Source organism: Streptomyces doebereineriae, from assembly GCF_031845645.1.
GTDB classification, from domain to species: Bacteria; Actinomycetota; Actinomycetes; order Streptomycetales; family Streptomycetaceae; genus Streptomyces; species Streptomyces canus.
This window is the reverse complement of the sequence record NZ_JAVREZ010000003.1, coordinates 416,370-431,740: the sequence shown is the minus strand read 5'-3', so window position 1 is coordinate 431,740 and position 15,371 is coordinate 416,370. Positions and strand designations below refer to the sequence as shown.

The window sequence follows — 15,371 nt, the reverse complement described above, 5'->3', positions numbered from 1 at the left end:
GCCGGGTGCTCACCCCCTCACGTATGTCCTCAAGCTCGCGCACGTCCTCAGGACGCCACCCCCCACCAATCTCCGCAGGACACTCCCACCCCTCGCAACACGGTGGCCCGGGCCTTTCAAGGCCCGGGCCACCGTCGTTCCGCCGCCTGCGTGCGGCGCTTTTCAGCCTTGCTGACCGAACGGCTTGCGCAGCGTCGGCCGGATCGCCGTCGCACGAGCCCTGACCCCGGCCCACCACTCCGACACCGCCCACACCACCCGCGCGGTGGAACGCGGGGCGATCAGCGCGCGCGCCCGCGTGGCGCGGCCGACCGAGCCGCGCAGTCCGCCGATCACCCGGTAGACGTCCTGGGAGAGGCCGGCCGTCGGCCGGGGGCGCGGGGCGTAGAGCACCTGCTCCACGGCGTCCGCCACCCGGTGCACCGAGGCCGCGGCCGTCGGATCGAGATGCCCGAGCCGTACGATCCGCGCGGCCGCCTTGCGCGGCGTCTGCGAGTCGTCCGGCAGGATCCCGAAGTCCCACGCCGTGTCGGTCAGCTCCTGCCAGGCCGCCAGGGCGTGCGCGGCGGCATCCGCGTCGCTGCGGCCGTGCCCGCCCAGGCGTACCGAGCGGGTGCGCAGCCGCCCCATCATCGGCGCCAAGGGGATGGACAGCACGACCAGCCCCACGAGCACCCAGAACAGCAGTTTCAGGTACCACCACTGGCCCTGTACGGCCCACCAGGGGCCGCCACCGTCCCCGGCCGCCACGGCAGCGGGCGACGCGCTGTCGCACGCCTCCAGCTTGCGCAGCTGGGCCGAGCAGCTCTCGCTCGCCGAGGGGGAGGCCGACGGCGCCGTGGACGAACCCGCGGACGGCCGCGCCACGTCCGGGGGCAGATTGCTGCTGGCGTCCGGGATGGTGTACGAGGGCACCGTGCCCCGGGTCGGGGTGGGCTCGAAGCGGGTCCAGCCGACCCCCTCGAAGTACAGCTCGGGCCAGGCGTGGGCGTCCTTGAGCCCCACCGAGATCGAGCCGTCCGCCTGCGGGGTGCCGGGCGCGAAGCCCACCGCGACCCGGGCCGGAATGCCCAGGGAGCGGGCCATCGCCGCCATGGCGAAGGAGAAGTGGACGCAGAAGCCCTGCTTGTCCCGCAGGAAGTTGGCGATCGCGTTCGGCCCGTCGCCGACCTCCACCTTGGTGTCGTACTCGAAGCCGCCGGTCACCGCGAAGTAGTCCTGGAGGTCGACCGCCGCCTCATAGGGGTTCTTCGCGCCCGCGGTGACCTCGCGGGCGGTCTTGGCCACCACCGACGGCACCGAGTCGGGCATCTTGGTGTAGTCGCGTTCGATGGCCGCGGGCGCGGTCGGCGCCGACGCGAGCTGCTCGGCCGTCGGCTGCACGTCCAGGCTCTTCACCTGGTACGTCAGCCCGCGCGTGTTCTGCCCGTGGTCGCCGACGAGCGCCATCCCCTCGGGCTCGTAGCGCCAGCTGCCCTTGATCTTCACGCCGCTCGGCGGATACGGCATCGGCAGGTAGTCCTGCGCGTACCAGTTCGCCGCCTCGATGGTCGTCTCCACCTCCGAGCGCTTGACGTCGCCGCCGAGGCCGACCGGGGTGGGGAAGTCGTCCGGTACGGCCTTGATGGGCCGCTTGGACGGTTTCCAGGTCCGGCCGTCGAATTCGTCCAGGGAGACGATCCGCAGGTAGAGGTTGGAGACGTCGGTGCTGCTCCCGGTCCGCACGGACAGGACCTGACGGTCCTCGTCCACGTTCAGGCTGTCGCGCAGGGTGAGCAGCGGGTTCACGGCGGAGATCGTGCCGCCGTTGCCGCTTCCGGTGCCCACGCCCGCCCCGGTGGCGTCCAGGAGGCCGCCGTTCATCGAGGGCAGGGCGGCCGATACGACGAGGGCGATGCCGAGGCTCGCCACGCCGATCCGCCGGCCGGTGCGCACCGGCGCCACCGGCCCGGAGTCGGCGCCCGGGCCGCGCGCGGCCCCGCCGAAGACGCGGCCCCACTGCGAGAGCCGCTCGCGCCCCTCGGCCAGAAGCAGCAATAGATAGCCGGCCGCCGCGACCAGGAACCAGAACCAGTCGCCGTGGCCTTCGGACAGCCCCGCGGCGACGGAGTACAGCGCGAGCAGCGGCAGGCCCGCCGGGGCCGCGCTGCGGAAGGTCACCGCGAGGGTGTCCACCACGAGCCCGATGATCAGGACACCGCCGAAGACCATCAGCTTGATGCCCTCGGACGCCAGCGGCGCCGGGATCGCGTAGCGCGCGATGTCGTCGCCGCCCTGCTGGAGCAGGTCCCCGAAGTGCACGAAGGCGCCCGGGCCGGGGATCAGCCCGAAGAGGGCCTGGTCCCGGGCGAAGATCAGGGTCAGCATGACCAGCGTGACGAGGGTCTGGGCCGCCACCGTCAGAGGACGGGCCAGCGGGATCCGCCGGGTCACCGCGCCCACGACCGTCTGCACCCCGAGCAGGAAGGCGGCCTGCACGATCCAGGTGACCGGCTCGACCAGCGGGAGCAGGGCGCACGCGGCCATCAGCGTGGCCGCCCACGCGCACAGCGCCAGTCGTCCCCGCCCGCTCATCACGGTCCCTCCCCGGCGCCGGCCACGCCGACGCCCGTGCGCTCGCGGTCGGCGAGGCGCCACAGCTCTTCCAGCGAGGCGCCCCGCGGCACACCCAGTGCCGTCCAGCCCGCCTCGCGCAGCATCCGCAGCCGCTCCTCGCGCTCCTGCAACGCCCCGGGCACATCGGTGGCTTCCCGCACCCAGCTCTCGCTGTCGAGCACGAAGGCGAGCGCGCCCCCGCTGCGCTGCCGCATCTTGGCGGCCACCGTGGCCTGCTCCTCGTCGAGGTCGCCGAAGAAGGCCACCAGCAGTCCTTCGTTCCCCCTGCGCAGCACGTCGTACGCGCGCGACAGGCCGGTGTCGTCGGAGTGGTCGATCACCGCGAGCGTGTCCATCATCAGCCCGGCCGCGTCCGCGGTTCCCTGGCTGGCGCCCGCGAAGCCGTCGGCGCCCTCGCCGGGCACGGAGTTGCCGGTGTCCGTCAACAGCCGTACGGAAAAGCCTCGTTCGAGCATGTGGACCAGGACGGAGGCGGCGCCCGAGACGGCCCACTCGAAGGCCGAGTCCGGGCCCGCGCCCGCGTAGGCGAGACCCCGGGTGTCCAGGAGCACGGTGCAGCGGGCGCGCTGGGGCTGTTCCTCGCGGCGCACCATCAGCTCGCCGTAGCGGGCGGTGGAACGCCAGTGCACCCGGCGCAGGTCGTCGCCGTACCGGTAGCCGCGCGGGATGGCGTCGTCCTCGCCGGCCAGGGCGAGCGAGCGCTGCCGCCCGTCGCCGTACCCCTTCGCCTCGCCGTTCAGCCGCACCGGCGGCAGCGCCTCCACGCGCGGGATCACGGTCAGGGTGTCGTACGTCGAGAAGGAGCGGGTCAGTTCGCACATGCCGAACGGGTCGGTCAGGCGCAGCTGGAGCGGGCCGAGCGGGTAGCGGCCCCGCAGGTCGGAGCGGACCCGGTAGGACACCTCGCGGCGGCCGCCCGGCTCGACGCGGTCGAGCACGAAGCGGGGGCGCGGGCCGAGGACGTAGGGGACCCGGTCCTGGAGCATCAGCAGGCCGGTGGGCAGCCGCGAGACGTTGTCCATCCGCAGATGGACGCGGGCCTCGCTGCCGGCGGGCACGCGCGCGGGGGAGAGCCTTCGGCTGCCCGCCACCCGGTAGCGGGTGCGGTAGAGCACGGTGGCGCAGACCAGGGGCAGCACGGCCAGCATCAGGCCGACCCGCAGCAGGTCGCTCTGGCCGAGGACGTAGGCGCAGACGGCCGCGGCGATGCCGGCGGCGAAGAAGGAGCGGCCCCGGGTGGTCAGACCCGCCAGAGCGGTACGCACCCCGCCCTTGTCGCCCCGGTCGGCCTCGGGGCCGTCGGCCGAGGGCACCCCGGTGGACATCACAGGCTCCGCGGCGGCTGCTGCGGATACGCGGGTGCGGTGCGGCCGATCCCGAGGCCGCCCTGCTGGGGCGCGGCGGGAACCGGGGTGCGCTGGAGGATCTCCTGCACGACCTGCTCCGCGGTGCGCCGGTTCAGCTGGGCCTGGGCGGTGGGCAGCAGACGGTGGGCGAGGACGGCCACGGCGAGCGCCTGGATGTCGTCCGGCAGCGCGAACTCGCGGCCGCTGAGGGCGGCGGAGGCCTTGGCGGCGCGCAGCAGGTGCAGCGTCGCGCGCGGGGACGCGCCGAGTCTGAGGTCGGGGTGGGTGCGGGTGGCGGAGACCAGGTCCACCGCGTACCGCCGGACCGTTTCGGCGACGTGGACCCCGCGGACGGCCTCGACCAGCTTCACGATGTCGTGGGCGTGCGCCACCGGCTGGAGGTCGTCCAGCGGGTTCACCCCGCCGTGGATGTCGAGCATCTGCAGCTCGGCGTCCGCGCTGGGGTAGCCGATGGAGACCCGGGCCATGAAACGGTCGCGCTGGGCCTCCGGCAGCGGATACGTGCCCTCCATCTCGACCGGGTTCTGCGTGGCCACCACCATGAAGGGACTGGGCAGCTCGTAGGTCTGCCCGTCGATGGTGACCTGGCGCTCCTCCATCGACTCCAGAAGCGCCGACTGGGTCTTCGGCGAGGCGCGGTTGATCTCGTCGCCGATCACGATCTGCGCGAAGATCGCACCCGGTTTGAACTCGAAGTCCCGGCGCTGCTGATCCCAGATGGACACACCCGTGATGTCCGAGGGCAGCAGGTCGGGCGTGAACTGGATGCGGCGCACCGAGCAGTCGATGGACCGCGCCAGCGCCTTGGCCAGCATGGTCTTGCCGACGCCGGGGACGTCTTCTATCAGAAGATGTCCCTCGGCGAGCAGCACGGTCAGCGAAAGCCGAACGACCTCGGGCTTCCCCTCGATCACGCCCTCCACCGAACTGCGTACCCGCTCCACGACGGCGGTCAGATCAGTGAGGCTCGATCGATCGTCATAGGTGGTCACCCGGCCCTCCTCGGCCCGTACTTTCCGGGCCGACGCTCTGTGATGCGTAACCGGCCCACCCCGAATCACGGACACCACGCGTGAAAAGTTCCGCGTGACGCCACACCCGCATTCTTGCTGCCGTTACCGATTCGTGTCACTCGACTGTGGACAACTGGCTGCACTATGTCGGGTCTTACGGTGTTTTGGGCACCCTGAGGGCCGAAATCAACAGCGAAACGACAGCTACGGCGGCCGGTTACGCGGGGTCGATCTCGCGCAGCAGACCCGTCTTCACGTCGAACACGAACCCCCGCACGTCGTCGGTGTGCACCAGGAACGGCGAGGTGCGCACCCGCTGCATGGACTGCCGTACGTCCTGGTCGACGTCCCGGAAGGCCTCCACCGCCCACGCGGGACGCTGGCCCACCTCCATCTCCAGCTCGGTGCGGAAGTCCTCGGTGATCGCCTCCAGGCCGCAGCCCGTGTGGTGGATCAGGACGATGCTGCGGGTGCCGAGCTTGCGCTGGCTGATGGTGAGCGAGCGGATCACGTCGTCGGTGACCACACCGCCCGCGTTGCGGATGGTGTGGCAGTCGCCGAGCTCCAGTCCGAGCGCGGCGTGCAGGTCGAGTCGGGCGTCCATGCAGGCCACGACGGCGACGTGCAGGACCGGCCGGGCGTCCATACCGGGGTCGGTGAACGCGGCGGCGTACCGCTCGTTGGCGTCGACCAGGCGATCGGTCACACGGCCGCCGGGGGCTATGGCGCCTTCGGTGGGAACGGATGCGGAAGTCGTCATAACCATGACGGTACTGGTCACCGCCGTTCCGGTCCTGCCGTGAGAAGGGAAAAAGAGCGTCATCACGTGCTCTGTGTGAGGTACCCCACAGGGGTCCCGGGTGCACCCGAACAGGTGTTTTGAGCCCTTTCATGGCGTCGAGTCCGTACCGGGGCGCGACGCGCAGGCCGGTTGATTGACCGCGAGAGGCCGTGGACTAAAGTGACGCGAAGCGGGAGGCGAGGCCTCCCTGCTGGACTTTCCCCGGAGACCCCGGCGATTTTCCGGAGATCTCCCCACGTGCGCGGCGCGTACGTACGGCTCGGCCTCCTCCCGCTCCCGGTCGGCTGACGCTTCCGGCGCCGGCAGGCCTCCCCTTTCACCGGGGTCCCCGGCGACGGGGAGGGAGGGCGGGGACCCGGCGGTGCGCACGGCCGCGCCGGACCTGAGAGGGCCCCTTGAGTCAGAGTCGACACGTCCCGGTGATGCTCCAGCGGTGCCTGGACCTGTTGGCCCCCGCTCTCGAGCGGCCCGGAGCGGTGGTCGTCGACTGCACGCTCGGCCTCGGCGGCCACAGCGAGGCACTGCTCCAGCGGTTCCCCGAGGCCCGGCTCGTCGCCCTCGACCGCGACAAGGAGGCCCTGCGCCTGTCCGGCGAGCGGCTCGCGCCCTTCGGCGAGCGTGCCATCCTCGTCCACGCGGTCTACGACGAGCTCCCCGACGTCCTCGACAGGCTCGGCATCGCGCGCGTGCAGGGTGTCCTCTTCGACCTCGGTGTCTCCTCCATGCAACTCGACGAGGCCGACCGGGGCTTCGCCTACGCCCAGGACGCCCCCCTCGACATGCGCATGGACCAGACGACCGGCATGAGCGCCGCCGAGGTCCTCAACACCTACCCGCCGGGCGAACTCGTCCGGATTCTCCGGGCGTACGGCGAGGAGAAGCAGGCCAAGCGGATCGTGTCCGCCATCGTGCGTGAGCGGGAGAAGCAGCCCTTCTCCCACAGTGCCCGGCTCGTCGAGCTGATCAGGGACTCCCTGCCGCAGGCCGCCAAGCGCACCGGCGGCAACCCGGCCAAGCGCACCTTCCAGGCCCTGCGTATCGAGGTCAACGGCGAACTCTCCGTCCTGGAGCGGGCGATCCCGGCCGCGGTGAAGTCGCTCGCCGTGGGCGGCCGGATCGCCGTGCTGTCGTACCACTCGCTGGAGGACCGGCTGGTCAAGCAGGTCTTCGCGGCCGGCGCCGCCACCACCGCCCCGCCCGGACTGCCCGTCGTCCCCGAGCAGTACCAGCCCCGGCTCAAGCTGCTCACGCGCGGTGCCGAACTTCCCACCGAGGAAGAGATCGCCGAGAACCGGCGGGCCGCACCGGCGCGATGCAGGGGCGCCGAGCGAATCAGGGAGTCCATCGAGTGAAGTGCGTGAAGTGCGTGAGGCGCGCGAGTCGCGTCAGTGAGTTGGGAAACCGGACTCACTGGAGGGTGAGTGAGTAGGAAACCCGAACTGAGGGGGAGGGCGGCCCGTCTCGCGCGCCTGTTCCCCGGCCCGACGGGCTCCGGACAGGCGGCCCGCACCCCTTTCGTGCTCCTCGTGGTCCTCCTCCTCGGCGGCGGCCTCATCGGGCTGCTGGTGCTGAACTCCGCGCTCAGCGAAGGGTCGTTCAAGCTCACCGACCTCCAGAAGGAGACGAAGAGCCTCACCGACGAGCAACAAGGTCTCCAACGGGACATCGACGCCTACTCCGCGCCCGAGGCCCTGGTGCGCCGCGCCCGTGAACTCGGCATGGTGCCCGGCGGAGACCCGGCCTTCCTCGACCCCGACGGCACCGTCAAGGGCGTCCCGTCCCCCGCCTCCGACGTCGAACAGGCCTCCTGGCGGGTGCCGCTCGTCCTCGCCCCCGAGGTGATCGACAGCGCGACCGTCCCGACGCCCACGGCCGGCTCCACCCCGACGGAGACCGTCGTACCAGCGCCCGAGGCCGTGCCCTCGGTCGTCCCGCCCCCCACGACCCCGACCCCCGGCAGGTGACGGAAGTGTCCGACGATTTCGGCAGGCAACCGCCGCGCCGCCGCGTGCCCGGACCCGCGCGCCCCGAGCGCTCCGCCCGCCCCGTCGGCCGACGGCGCCCGGGCCCCGGAGCCCGCCCGGCCCGCCGCCCCGCGGCGCCCCGCCCCGCCGCCCCCAAGACCATCCGCCTGGGCAGTCCGCGCCCCCGGCTGCGCCTCGTCGGCCTCGCACTGACGCTGGTGCTGGCCGCCTTCGTCGTACGACTGCTCCAGGTGCAGGCCGTCGACGCGAGCACCTACGCCGCCAAGGCCGAACAGAACCGGTACGTCGGCTACACGCTGGCCGCCGAGCGCGGCGGGATCACCGACCGCGACGGCGTGGCCCTCGCGACCAGCGAGGACGCGTACGACATCACGGCCGACCCCACGCTGTTCAGCCGCGAGGAGCTGAAGATCGACGACGGCCCCGAGCAGGCCGCCGCCCTGCTCGCCCCGATCCTGGGGCAGGACCAGGAGGCGATCGTCAAGAAGCTGCGGCCCAAGGACAAGAAACTCCGCTACGCGCTGCTCGCCAACCGCCAGACCCCGCAGGTCTGGAAGCAGATCAAGGACCTGAAGTCCGCGCTCGCCGCCAAGAGCGGGACCGACCCGGGCACGGCCAACGTCCTCGCGGGCGTCCTGTCCGTGCCGACCACCAAGCGCGTGTACCCGAACGGCGATCTCGCCGCCGGGATACTGGGCTGGGTCAACGCCGACGGCAAGGGCGGCGGCGGTGTCGAGCAGCAGCTGAACTCCCTGCTGGCCGGCAAGGACGGCAAGATCCGCTACGCCCAGTCCGGCGGCCGCCAGGTACCCACCGTGGGTTCCACCGAGACCCCCGCGGTGCCGGGCAGCGACGTCGAGCTCACCATCGACCGTGACATCCAGTGGGCCGCCCAGCAGGCCATCACCGAGCAGGTGAAGGAGTCCAAGGCGGACCGCGGGTACGTGATAGTGCAGGACACGCAGACCGGCCAGGTTCTCGCGATGGCCAACTCGCCCGGCTTCGACCCGAACGACCTGTCCAAGGCGAGCTCGGTGAACATGGGCAACGCGGCCCTCCAGGACGCCTACGAGCCCGGTTCCACCGCCAAGGTCATGTCCATGGCCGCCGTACTGGAACAGGGGGTCGCCACCCCGCTCACGCATGTGATCGTGCCCAACCGGCTGCACCGCGGTGACCGGCTCTTCAAGGACGACATCGACCACGAGACCTGGTACCTCACGCTCAACGGCGTGCTCGCCAAGTCCAGCAACATCGGCACCATCCTGGCGACCGGCCAGCTCGGCAAGACCCAGGCGCAGGCCAACCAGGTCCTCTACTCCTACCTGCACAAATTCGGCCTCGGCCGCTACTCCGGGCTCGACTTCCCCGGCGAGACCCCGGGCATCCTCGCCAAGCCCGCGGACTGGTCGACCTCGCAGCAGTACACGATCCCTTTCGGCCAGGGCGTGTCCCTCAACGCGATGCAGGCCGCGTCCGTCTACTCGACGATCGCCAACGGCGGTGTCCGCGTCGAACCCACCCTCGTGCGCGGCACGAAGGGACCCGACGGACGCTTCACACCCGCCGCGAAGCCCAAGGAGACAAGGGTCGTCAGCGCCAAGACGGCCAAGACGCTGGCCCGGATGCTGGAGTCGGTCGTGGACGACGAGGAGGGGACCGGCACCAAGGCGCGCATCCCCGGCTACCGGGTCGCGGGCAAGACGGGCACGGCCAACCGCGTGGATCCGGCCACCGGCAAGTACAAGGGCTACACCTCGTCGTTCGCCGGCTTCGCGCCCGCCGACAAGCCCCGGATCACCGTCTACTGCGCCATCCAGAACGCCACCAGCGGCAGTTACTTCGGCGGCCAGATCTGCGGACCCGTCTACAAGCAGGTCATGGAGTTCGCCCTGAAGACCCTGCAGGTGCCGCCCACGGGGGCGAAGGCCCCGAAACTGCCCGTCACCTACACCCCCTGATCAGCACCACATCAGCACCACATCAGCACCTCATCAGCAGCTCGGAAAGGCCACCAGGAACCACCTCGTGACGACGATCACCTCCGATTCCGGGAACCAAGGCGCCCCCCGCCCCTCACTTCGCTCCGAAGCGGGTGTGCCCGGTACGCTCACCGCCGTGCCACACGCTGATCAGTCCCAAACCACCCAGAAGGGCGCACCCGTGACATATCCCGGACCGCCCCGGCCGGTCCGGGTCTCCGCAACACCCCTCGCGGAGCTCGCCGACCAGCTGGGTGCCGAGCAGCCGGGGAACGCCGCGCAGGTCACGGGCATCACCCATGACTCGCGTGCCGTCCGCCCCGGCGACCTGTACGCCGCCCTCCCGGGCGCCCGCCTGCACGGCGCCGACTTCGTCACCCAGGCCGTCGGCCTCGGCGCGGTCGCGGTGCTGACCGATCCGGCGGGCGCCGAGCGCGCCGCCGCGACCGGGCTCCCGGTGCTGGTCGTCGAGGACCCACGCGCGCGCATGGGCGAACTGGCGGCCACGATCTACGGTCACCCCGGACGGGACCTGCTCCAGATCGGCATCACCGGCACCTCCGGCAAGACCACCACGGCGTACCTCGTCGAGGGCGGTCTCAAGGGGGTCAGGTCCACCGGCCTGATCGGCACCGTCGAGATGCGCATCGGTGACGAACGCATCAAGTCCGAGCGCACCACGCCCGAAGCCACCGACCTCCAGGCCCTGTTCGCGGTCATGCGCGAGCGCGGGGTCGAGGCGGTCGCCATGGAGGTCTCCAGCCACGCGCTGGTCCTCGGACGGGTCGACGGCTGTGTCTTCGACATCGGCGTCTTCACCAACCTCAGCCCGGAGCACATGGAGTTCCACTCCGGCATGGAGGACTACTTCCAGGCCAAGGCACAGCTGTTCACGCCGAAACGCAGCCGTCTCGGCGTGGTCAACCTCGACGACGAGTACGGACGCCGGCTCGTCAAGGAGGCCACGGTCCCGGTCGTCACCTTCTCCGCCGAGGGCCACCCCGACGCCGACTGGCGCGCCGCGGACGTCGAGGTCGGCCCGATGGACTCGACGTTCACCGTGATCGGCCCCAAGGACGAGCGGATCACCGCCAGGTCGCCGCTGCCGGGGCCGTTCAACGTGGCGAACACCCTCGCCGCGATCGTCGCCCTGGCCGCCGCGGGCCTCGACCCGCAGACCGCCGCCGACGGTGTCGCCGCGGTGCCGGGCGTGCCGGGCCGGCTGGAGCGCGTGGACGCCGGACAGCCCTACCTCGCGGTCGTGGACTACGCCCACAAGACGGACGCCGTCGAGTCGGTGCTCAAGGCGCTCCGCAAGGTCACCGAGGGCCGGCTGCACGTCGTGCTGGGCTGTGGAGGCGACCGCGACAGGACCAAGCGCGGTCCGATGGGTGCCGCCGTGGCCCGCCTCGCCGACACCGCCGTGCTGACCTCCGACAACCCCCGCTCCGAGGACCCCCTCGCGATCCTCGCAACCATGCTCGAGGGTGCGGCGTCCGTGCCAGTACACGAGCGCGGCGAGGTCCAGGTCTTCGAGGACCGGGCCGCCGCGATCACCGCAGCCGTCGCCCGCGCGCGGCCGGGCGACACCGTACTGGTCGCCGGGAAGGGCCACGAGCAGGGCCAGGACATCGCCGGGGTGGTCCGTCCCTTCGACGACCGCCAGGTGCTTCGAGAAGCCATCCAGAAGACCCAGGGATGAACTTGTGATCGCCCTCTCTCTCGCCGAGACCGCCTCAGTCGTCGGCGGGCAGACGCACGACATACCGGATCCGTCGGTGCTGGTGCACGGGCCCGTCGTCATCGACTCCCGCCAGGTGAAGGACGGCAGTCTGTTCGCCGCCTTCGTGGGGGAGCGCGTCGACGGCCACGACTACGCCGAACAAGCCGTCCGGGCCGGCGCGGTGGCCGTGCTGGCCCAGCGCCCAGTCGGCGTGCCCGCGATCGTCGTCGAGGACGTCCAGACGGCCCTCGGCGCCCTCGCGCGTCATGTCGTACGACGGCTCGGCGCGACCCTCGTCGCCCTCACCGGCTCCGCCGGCAAGACCAGCACCAAGGACCTGATCGCCCAGGTGCTCCAGCGCAAGGCGCCGACGGTGTTCACGCCGGGCTCGCTCAACAACGAGATCGGCTTGCCCCTCACCGCCCTCACCGCCACCGAGGAGACCAGGTTCCTCGTCCTGGAGATGGGCGCCCGCGGCATCGGCCACATCAGTTACCTCACGGATCTGACGCCCCCGCAGATCGGACTGGTCCTCAACGTCGGCTCCGCGCACATCGGGGAGTTCGGCGGCCGCGAGCAGATCGCGCAGGCCAAGGGCGAACTCGTGGAGGCTCTGCCGTCGGCACAGGACGGGGGCGCCGCGATTCTCAACGCCGACGATCCTCTCGTACGTGCCATGGCATCCCGTACGAAGGCGAAGGTGATCCTTTTCGGAGAGTCCGGCGAAGCGGACGTTCGAGCCGAGAACGTACGACTCACGGACAGCGGACAGCCTGCCTTCATGCTTCACACACCCTCCGGTGCAAGCGAAGTGACCATGCGCCTGTACGGTGAGCACCACGTGTCGAACGCGCTCGCCGCGGCCGCCGTCGCCCATGAGCTGGGCATGTCCGCAAGTGAGATCGCCACCGCGCTCTCCGAGGCGGGCTCCCTCTCCCGCTGGCGTATGGAGGTCACCGAGCGCCCGGACGGCGTGACCATCGTCAATGACGCCTACAACGCGAACCCCGAGTCCATGCGAGCGGCCTTGCGCGCGCTCGCGGCGATGGGCAAGGGGCGGCGGACCTGGGCGGTGCTCGGCAAGATGGCCGAGCTCGGGGACGATGCGCTCGCCGAGCACGACGCGGTCGGACGGCTCGCCGTCCGGCTCAATGTCGGCAAGCTCGTCGCGGTCGGGGGCAGGGAAGCGTCCTGGCTGCAACTGGGCGCATATAACGAGGGTTCGTGGGGTGAGGAGTCGGTGCACGTGTCCGACGCACAGGCGGCGGTCGACCTGCTGCGCAGTGAATTGCGCCCGGGAGACGTCGTCCTCGTGAAGGCGTCCCGTTCGGTCGGTCTGGAGAGCGTCGCCCAGGCGCTGCTCGACGCCGAGGGTGAGGTTGCCGCCCGATGATGAAGCAGATCCTGTTCTCAGGAGTCATCGGCCTCTTTCTGACCCTGCTCGGCACCCCGCTGCTGATCAAGCTGCTCGCGCGCAAGGGTTACGGCCAGTACATCCGGGACGACGGCCCGCGCTCGCACGGCAGCAAGCGCGGTACGCCGACGATGGGCGGTATCGCCTTCATCTTCGCGACGGTCGCCGCCTACTTCCTGTCCAAGGTCATCACCGGCTACCCCCCGACCTACTCGGGCCTGCTGGTGCTCGGCCTGATGTGCGGCATGGGCCTGGTCGGTTTCCTCGACGACTACATCAAGATCGTCAAGAGGCGTTCGCTGGGCCTTCGGGCCAAGGCGAAGATGGCCGGCCAGCTGATCGTCGGCATCAGCTTCGCTGTGCTCGCGCTGATGTTCCCGGACGCCCGCGGCAACACTCCGGCCTCCACGAGGCTGTCGTTCATCACCGACTTCGGCTGGAAGATCGGCCCGATCCTGTTCGTGGTCTGGGCGCTGTTCATGATCCTCGCGATGTCGAACGGCGTGAACCTCACCGACGGTCTGGACGGCCTCGCCACCGGCGCCTCGGTCCTCGTCTTCGGCGCCTACACGTTCATCGGCGTCTGGCAGTTCCAGGAGTCCTGCGCCAACGCGGGCAGCCTGACCAACCCGAACGCCTGTTACGAGGTGCGCGATCCGCTCGACCTCGCGGTGATCGCCTCCGCGCTGATGGGTGCCTGCCTCGGCTTCCTGTGGTGGAACACCTCGCCGGCCAAGATCTTCATGGGCGACACCGGTTCGCTCGCCCTCGGCGGTGTCCTCACGGGCCTGGCGATCCTGTCCCGCACGGAGCTCCTGGTCGCCATCATGGGCGGTCTGTTCGTCCTCATCACCATGTCGGTCGTCATCCAGGTCGGCTCCTTCCGCATGACGGGCAAGCGGGTCTTCCGGATGGCACCGCTCCAGCACCACTTCGAACTCAAGGGCTGGTCCGAAGTCCTCATCGTGGTCCGTTTCTGGATCATCCAGGGCATCTGTGTGATCGTCGGCCTGGGTCTCTTCTACGCGGGATGGGCAGCAGAAAAGTGACCTCCTCGGAGCCTTTGGACTGGCAGGGCAAGCACGTCACCGTCGCCGGACTCGGTGTCTCCGGCATCCCGGCGGCCAAGGTGCTGCACGCGCGCGGGGCGAACGTCACGGTCGTCAACGACGGCGACGACGCACGCGCGCGTGAGCAGGCCGCCGAGTTGGAGGCGCTCGGCATCACCGTGCGCCTCGGTGACGGTGCGACCCTGCCCGAGGGCACCGAACTCGTCGTCACCGCGCCCGGCTGGAAGCCGGACAAGCCGCTGTTCACGGCGGCCCGTGAGGCCGGCCTGGAGATCTGGGGCGATGTCGAACTCGCCTGGCGGCTCAGGGGTCCCGACGCGGCTCCCTGGCTCGCGATCACCGGCACCAACGGCAAGACGACCACCACCCAGATGCTGGCGTCGATCCTGAAGGCCGCGGGGCTGCGCACCGCCGCCGTCGGCAACATCGGCGTCTCCCTGCTGGACGCGGTGCTCGGCGACGAGCAGTACGACGTCCTGGCCGTGGAGTTGTCGAGCTATCAGCTCCACTGGGCGCCCTCCCTGCGCGCCCACTCCGCCGCCGTGCTGAACCTGGCGCCGGACCACCTCGACTGGCACGGCTCCATGGAGGCGTACGCCGCCGACAAGGGCCGCGTCTACGAGGGCAATCGGGTCGCCTGCGTCTACAACGTCGCCGACAAGGCCACCGAGGACCTGGTGCGCGAGGCGGACGTCGAGGAGGGCTGCCGGGCCGTCGGCTTCACCCTCGGCACTCCCGGGCCCTCCCAACTCGGCGTCGTCGAGGGCATCCTGGTCGACCGCGCCTTCGTCGAGGACCGGCACAAGAACGCCCAGGAACTCGCCGAGATCTCCGACGTCAACCCGCCCGCCCCGCACAACATCGCCAACGCCCTTGCGGCGGCGGCCCTCGCACGCGCATTCGGGGTGCCCGCCAGGGCCGTACGGGACGGGCTTCGGGACTTCACCCCGGACGCCCACCGCATCGCCCACGTGGCCGACGTGGACGCGGTCGCGTACGTCGACGACTCCAAGGCCACCAACACCCATGCGGCGGAAGCCTCGTTGGCGGCCTACGAGTCGATCGTGTGGATCGCCGGCGGGCTCGCCAAGGGCGCGACCTTCGACGAGCTGGTCGCCAAGTCGGCCAAGCGACTTCGCGGTGTCGTGCTGATCGGCCAGGACCGCGCCCTGATCCGTGAAGCCCTCGCGCGACACGCCCCGGAAGTACCCGTGGTGGACCTCGACCGGACCGACACTGGGGCGATGCTCGCGGCTGTCCAGGAGGCTTCGCGCCTCGCCGTCGCAGGTGACACGGTGCTGCTGGCCCCGGCCTGCGCCTCGATGGACATGTTCGCCAACTACAACAAGCGCGGTGACGCGTTCGCGGAGGCGGTTCGCGAACTCGGCTCCTGACCGAC

11 protein-coding genes are annotated in these 15,371 nt (G+C 70.9%); 7 read left to right on the top strand and 4 right to left on the bottom strand.

Features of this window, described 5'->3' with window-relative positions:
- Window positions 1-162: 162 nt before the first annotated feature.
- The 4 genes from RNB18_RS11540 to RNB18_RS11525 form a co-directional block, all read right to left on the bottom strand.
- On the bottom strand, window positions 163-2,574 hold the full coding sequence (locus tag RNB18_RS11540) for a transglutaminase TgpA family protein (RefSeq protein WP_311714017.1): 2,412 nt from the start codon (window positions 2,572-2,574) through the stop codon (window positions 163-165).
- Window positions 2,574-3,941, bottom strand: a complete 1,368-nt coding sequence (locus RNB18_RS11535; RefSeq protein WP_311714016.1) for a DUF58 domain-containing protein — start codon at window positions 3,939-3,941, stop codon at window positions 2,574-2,576. Before RNB18_RS11535 ends, RNB18_RS11540 begins: the two co-directional genes overlap by 1 nt.
- Window positions 3,941-4,975, bottom strand: coding sequence for an AAA family ATPase (locus RNB18_RS11530; RefSeq protein ID WP_311714015.1), 1,035 nt, complete (start codon window positions 4,973-4,975; stop codon window positions 3,941-3,943). Before RNB18_RS11530 ends, RNB18_RS11535 begins: the two co-directional genes overlap by 1 nt.
- A 238-nt stretch (window positions 4,976-5,213) precedes the next feature.
- Entirely contained in the window at window positions 5,214-5,819 is a 606-nt protein-coding gene (locus tag RNB18_RS11525) for a beta-class carbonic anhydrase (RefSeq protein ID WP_311714014.1), read from the bottom strand.
- Window positions 5,820-6,193: 374 nt separating this feature from the next.
- On the opposite strand from RNB18_RS11525, the gene rsmH reads away from it, so the two are divergent.
- The 7 genes from rsmH to murD all read left to right on the top strand — a co-directional run bounded on the left by rsmH (window position 6,194) and on the right by murD (window position 15,366).
- Entirely contained in the window at window positions 6,194-7,150 is a 957-nt protein-coding gene (gene rsmH, locus RNB18_RS11520; RefSeq protein ID WP_311714013.1) for a 16S rRNA (cytosine(1402)-N(4))-methyltransferase RsmH, read from the top strand.
- 69 nt (window positions 7,151-7,219) lie between these two features.
- Window positions 7,220-7,762: a hypothetical protein gene (locus RNB18_RS11515; RefSeq protein ID WP_311714012.1), complete on the top strand. Its 543-nt coding sequence runs from the start codon at window positions 7,220-7,222 to the stop codon at window positions 7,760-7,762.
- Between the two features lie 5 nt (window positions 7,763-7,767).
- Window positions 7,768-9,744 carry a peptidoglycan D,D-transpeptidase FtsI family protein gene (locus RNB18_RS11510; protein ID WP_311714011.1) on the top strand — a complete coding sequence of 659 codons (1,977 nt, stop codon included), beginning with the start codon at window positions 7,768-7,770 and terminating at the stop codon, window positions 9,742-9,744.
- Between the two features lie 202 nt (window positions 9,745-9,946).
- Window positions 9,947-11,467, top strand: coding sequence for a UDP-N-acetylmuramoyl-L-alanyl-D-glutamate--2,6-diaminopimelate ligase (locus RNB18_RS11505; protein WP_311714010.1), 1,521 nt, complete (start codon window positions 9,947-9,949; stop codon window positions 11,465-11,467).
- Between the two features lie 4 nt (window positions 11,468-11,471).
- Window positions 11,472-12,881, top strand: a complete 1,410-nt coding sequence (locus RNB18_RS11500) for a UDP-N-acetylmuramoyl-tripeptide--D-alanyl-D-alanine ligase (protein ID WP_311714009.1) — start codon at window positions 11,472-11,474, stop codon at window positions 12,879-12,881.
- Window positions 12,878-13,951, top strand: a complete 1,074-nt coding sequence (gene mraY / locus RNB18_RS11495) for a phospho-N-acetylmuramoyl-pentapeptide-transferase (protein ID WP_059206038.1) — start codon at window positions 12,878-12,880, stop codon at window positions 13,949-13,951. The genes RNB18_RS11500 and mraY overlap by 4 nt, the downstream gene beginning before the upstream one ends.
- Window positions 13,933-15,366: a UDP-N-acetylmuramoyl-L-alanine--D-glutamate ligase gene (gene murD / locus RNB18_RS11490; protein ID WP_311714008.1), complete on the top strand. Its 1,434-nt coding sequence runs from the start codon at window positions 13,933-13,935 to the stop codon at window positions 15,364-15,366. Before mraY ends, murD begins: the two co-directional genes overlap by 19 nt.
- Window positions 15,367-15,371: the final 5 nt, after the last annotated feature.

Excerpts from the sequence above, each read along its gene's own strand:
- RNB18_RS11540 (WP_311714017.1), bottom strand. The coding sequence starts at position 2,574 with ATGAGCGGGCGGGGACGACTGGCGCTGTGCGCGTGGGCGGCCACGCTG.
- RNB18_RS11535 (WP_311714016.1), bottom strand. The coding sequence starts at position 3,941 with ATGTCCACCGGGGTGCCCTCGGCCGACGGCCCCGAGGCCGACCGGGGC.
- RNB18_RS11525 (WP_311714014.1), bottom strand. The coding sequence starts at position 5,819 with ATGACGCTCTTTTTCCCTTCTCACGGCAGGACCGGAACGGCGGTGACC.
- mraY (WP_059206038.1), top strand. The coding sequence starts at position 12,878 with ATGATGAAGCAGATCCTGTTCTCAGGAGTCATCGGCCTCTTTCTGACC.
- murD (WP_311714008.1), top strand. The coding sequence starts at position 13,933 with ATGGGCAGCAGAAAAGTGACCTCCTCGGAGCCTTTGGACTGGCAGGGC.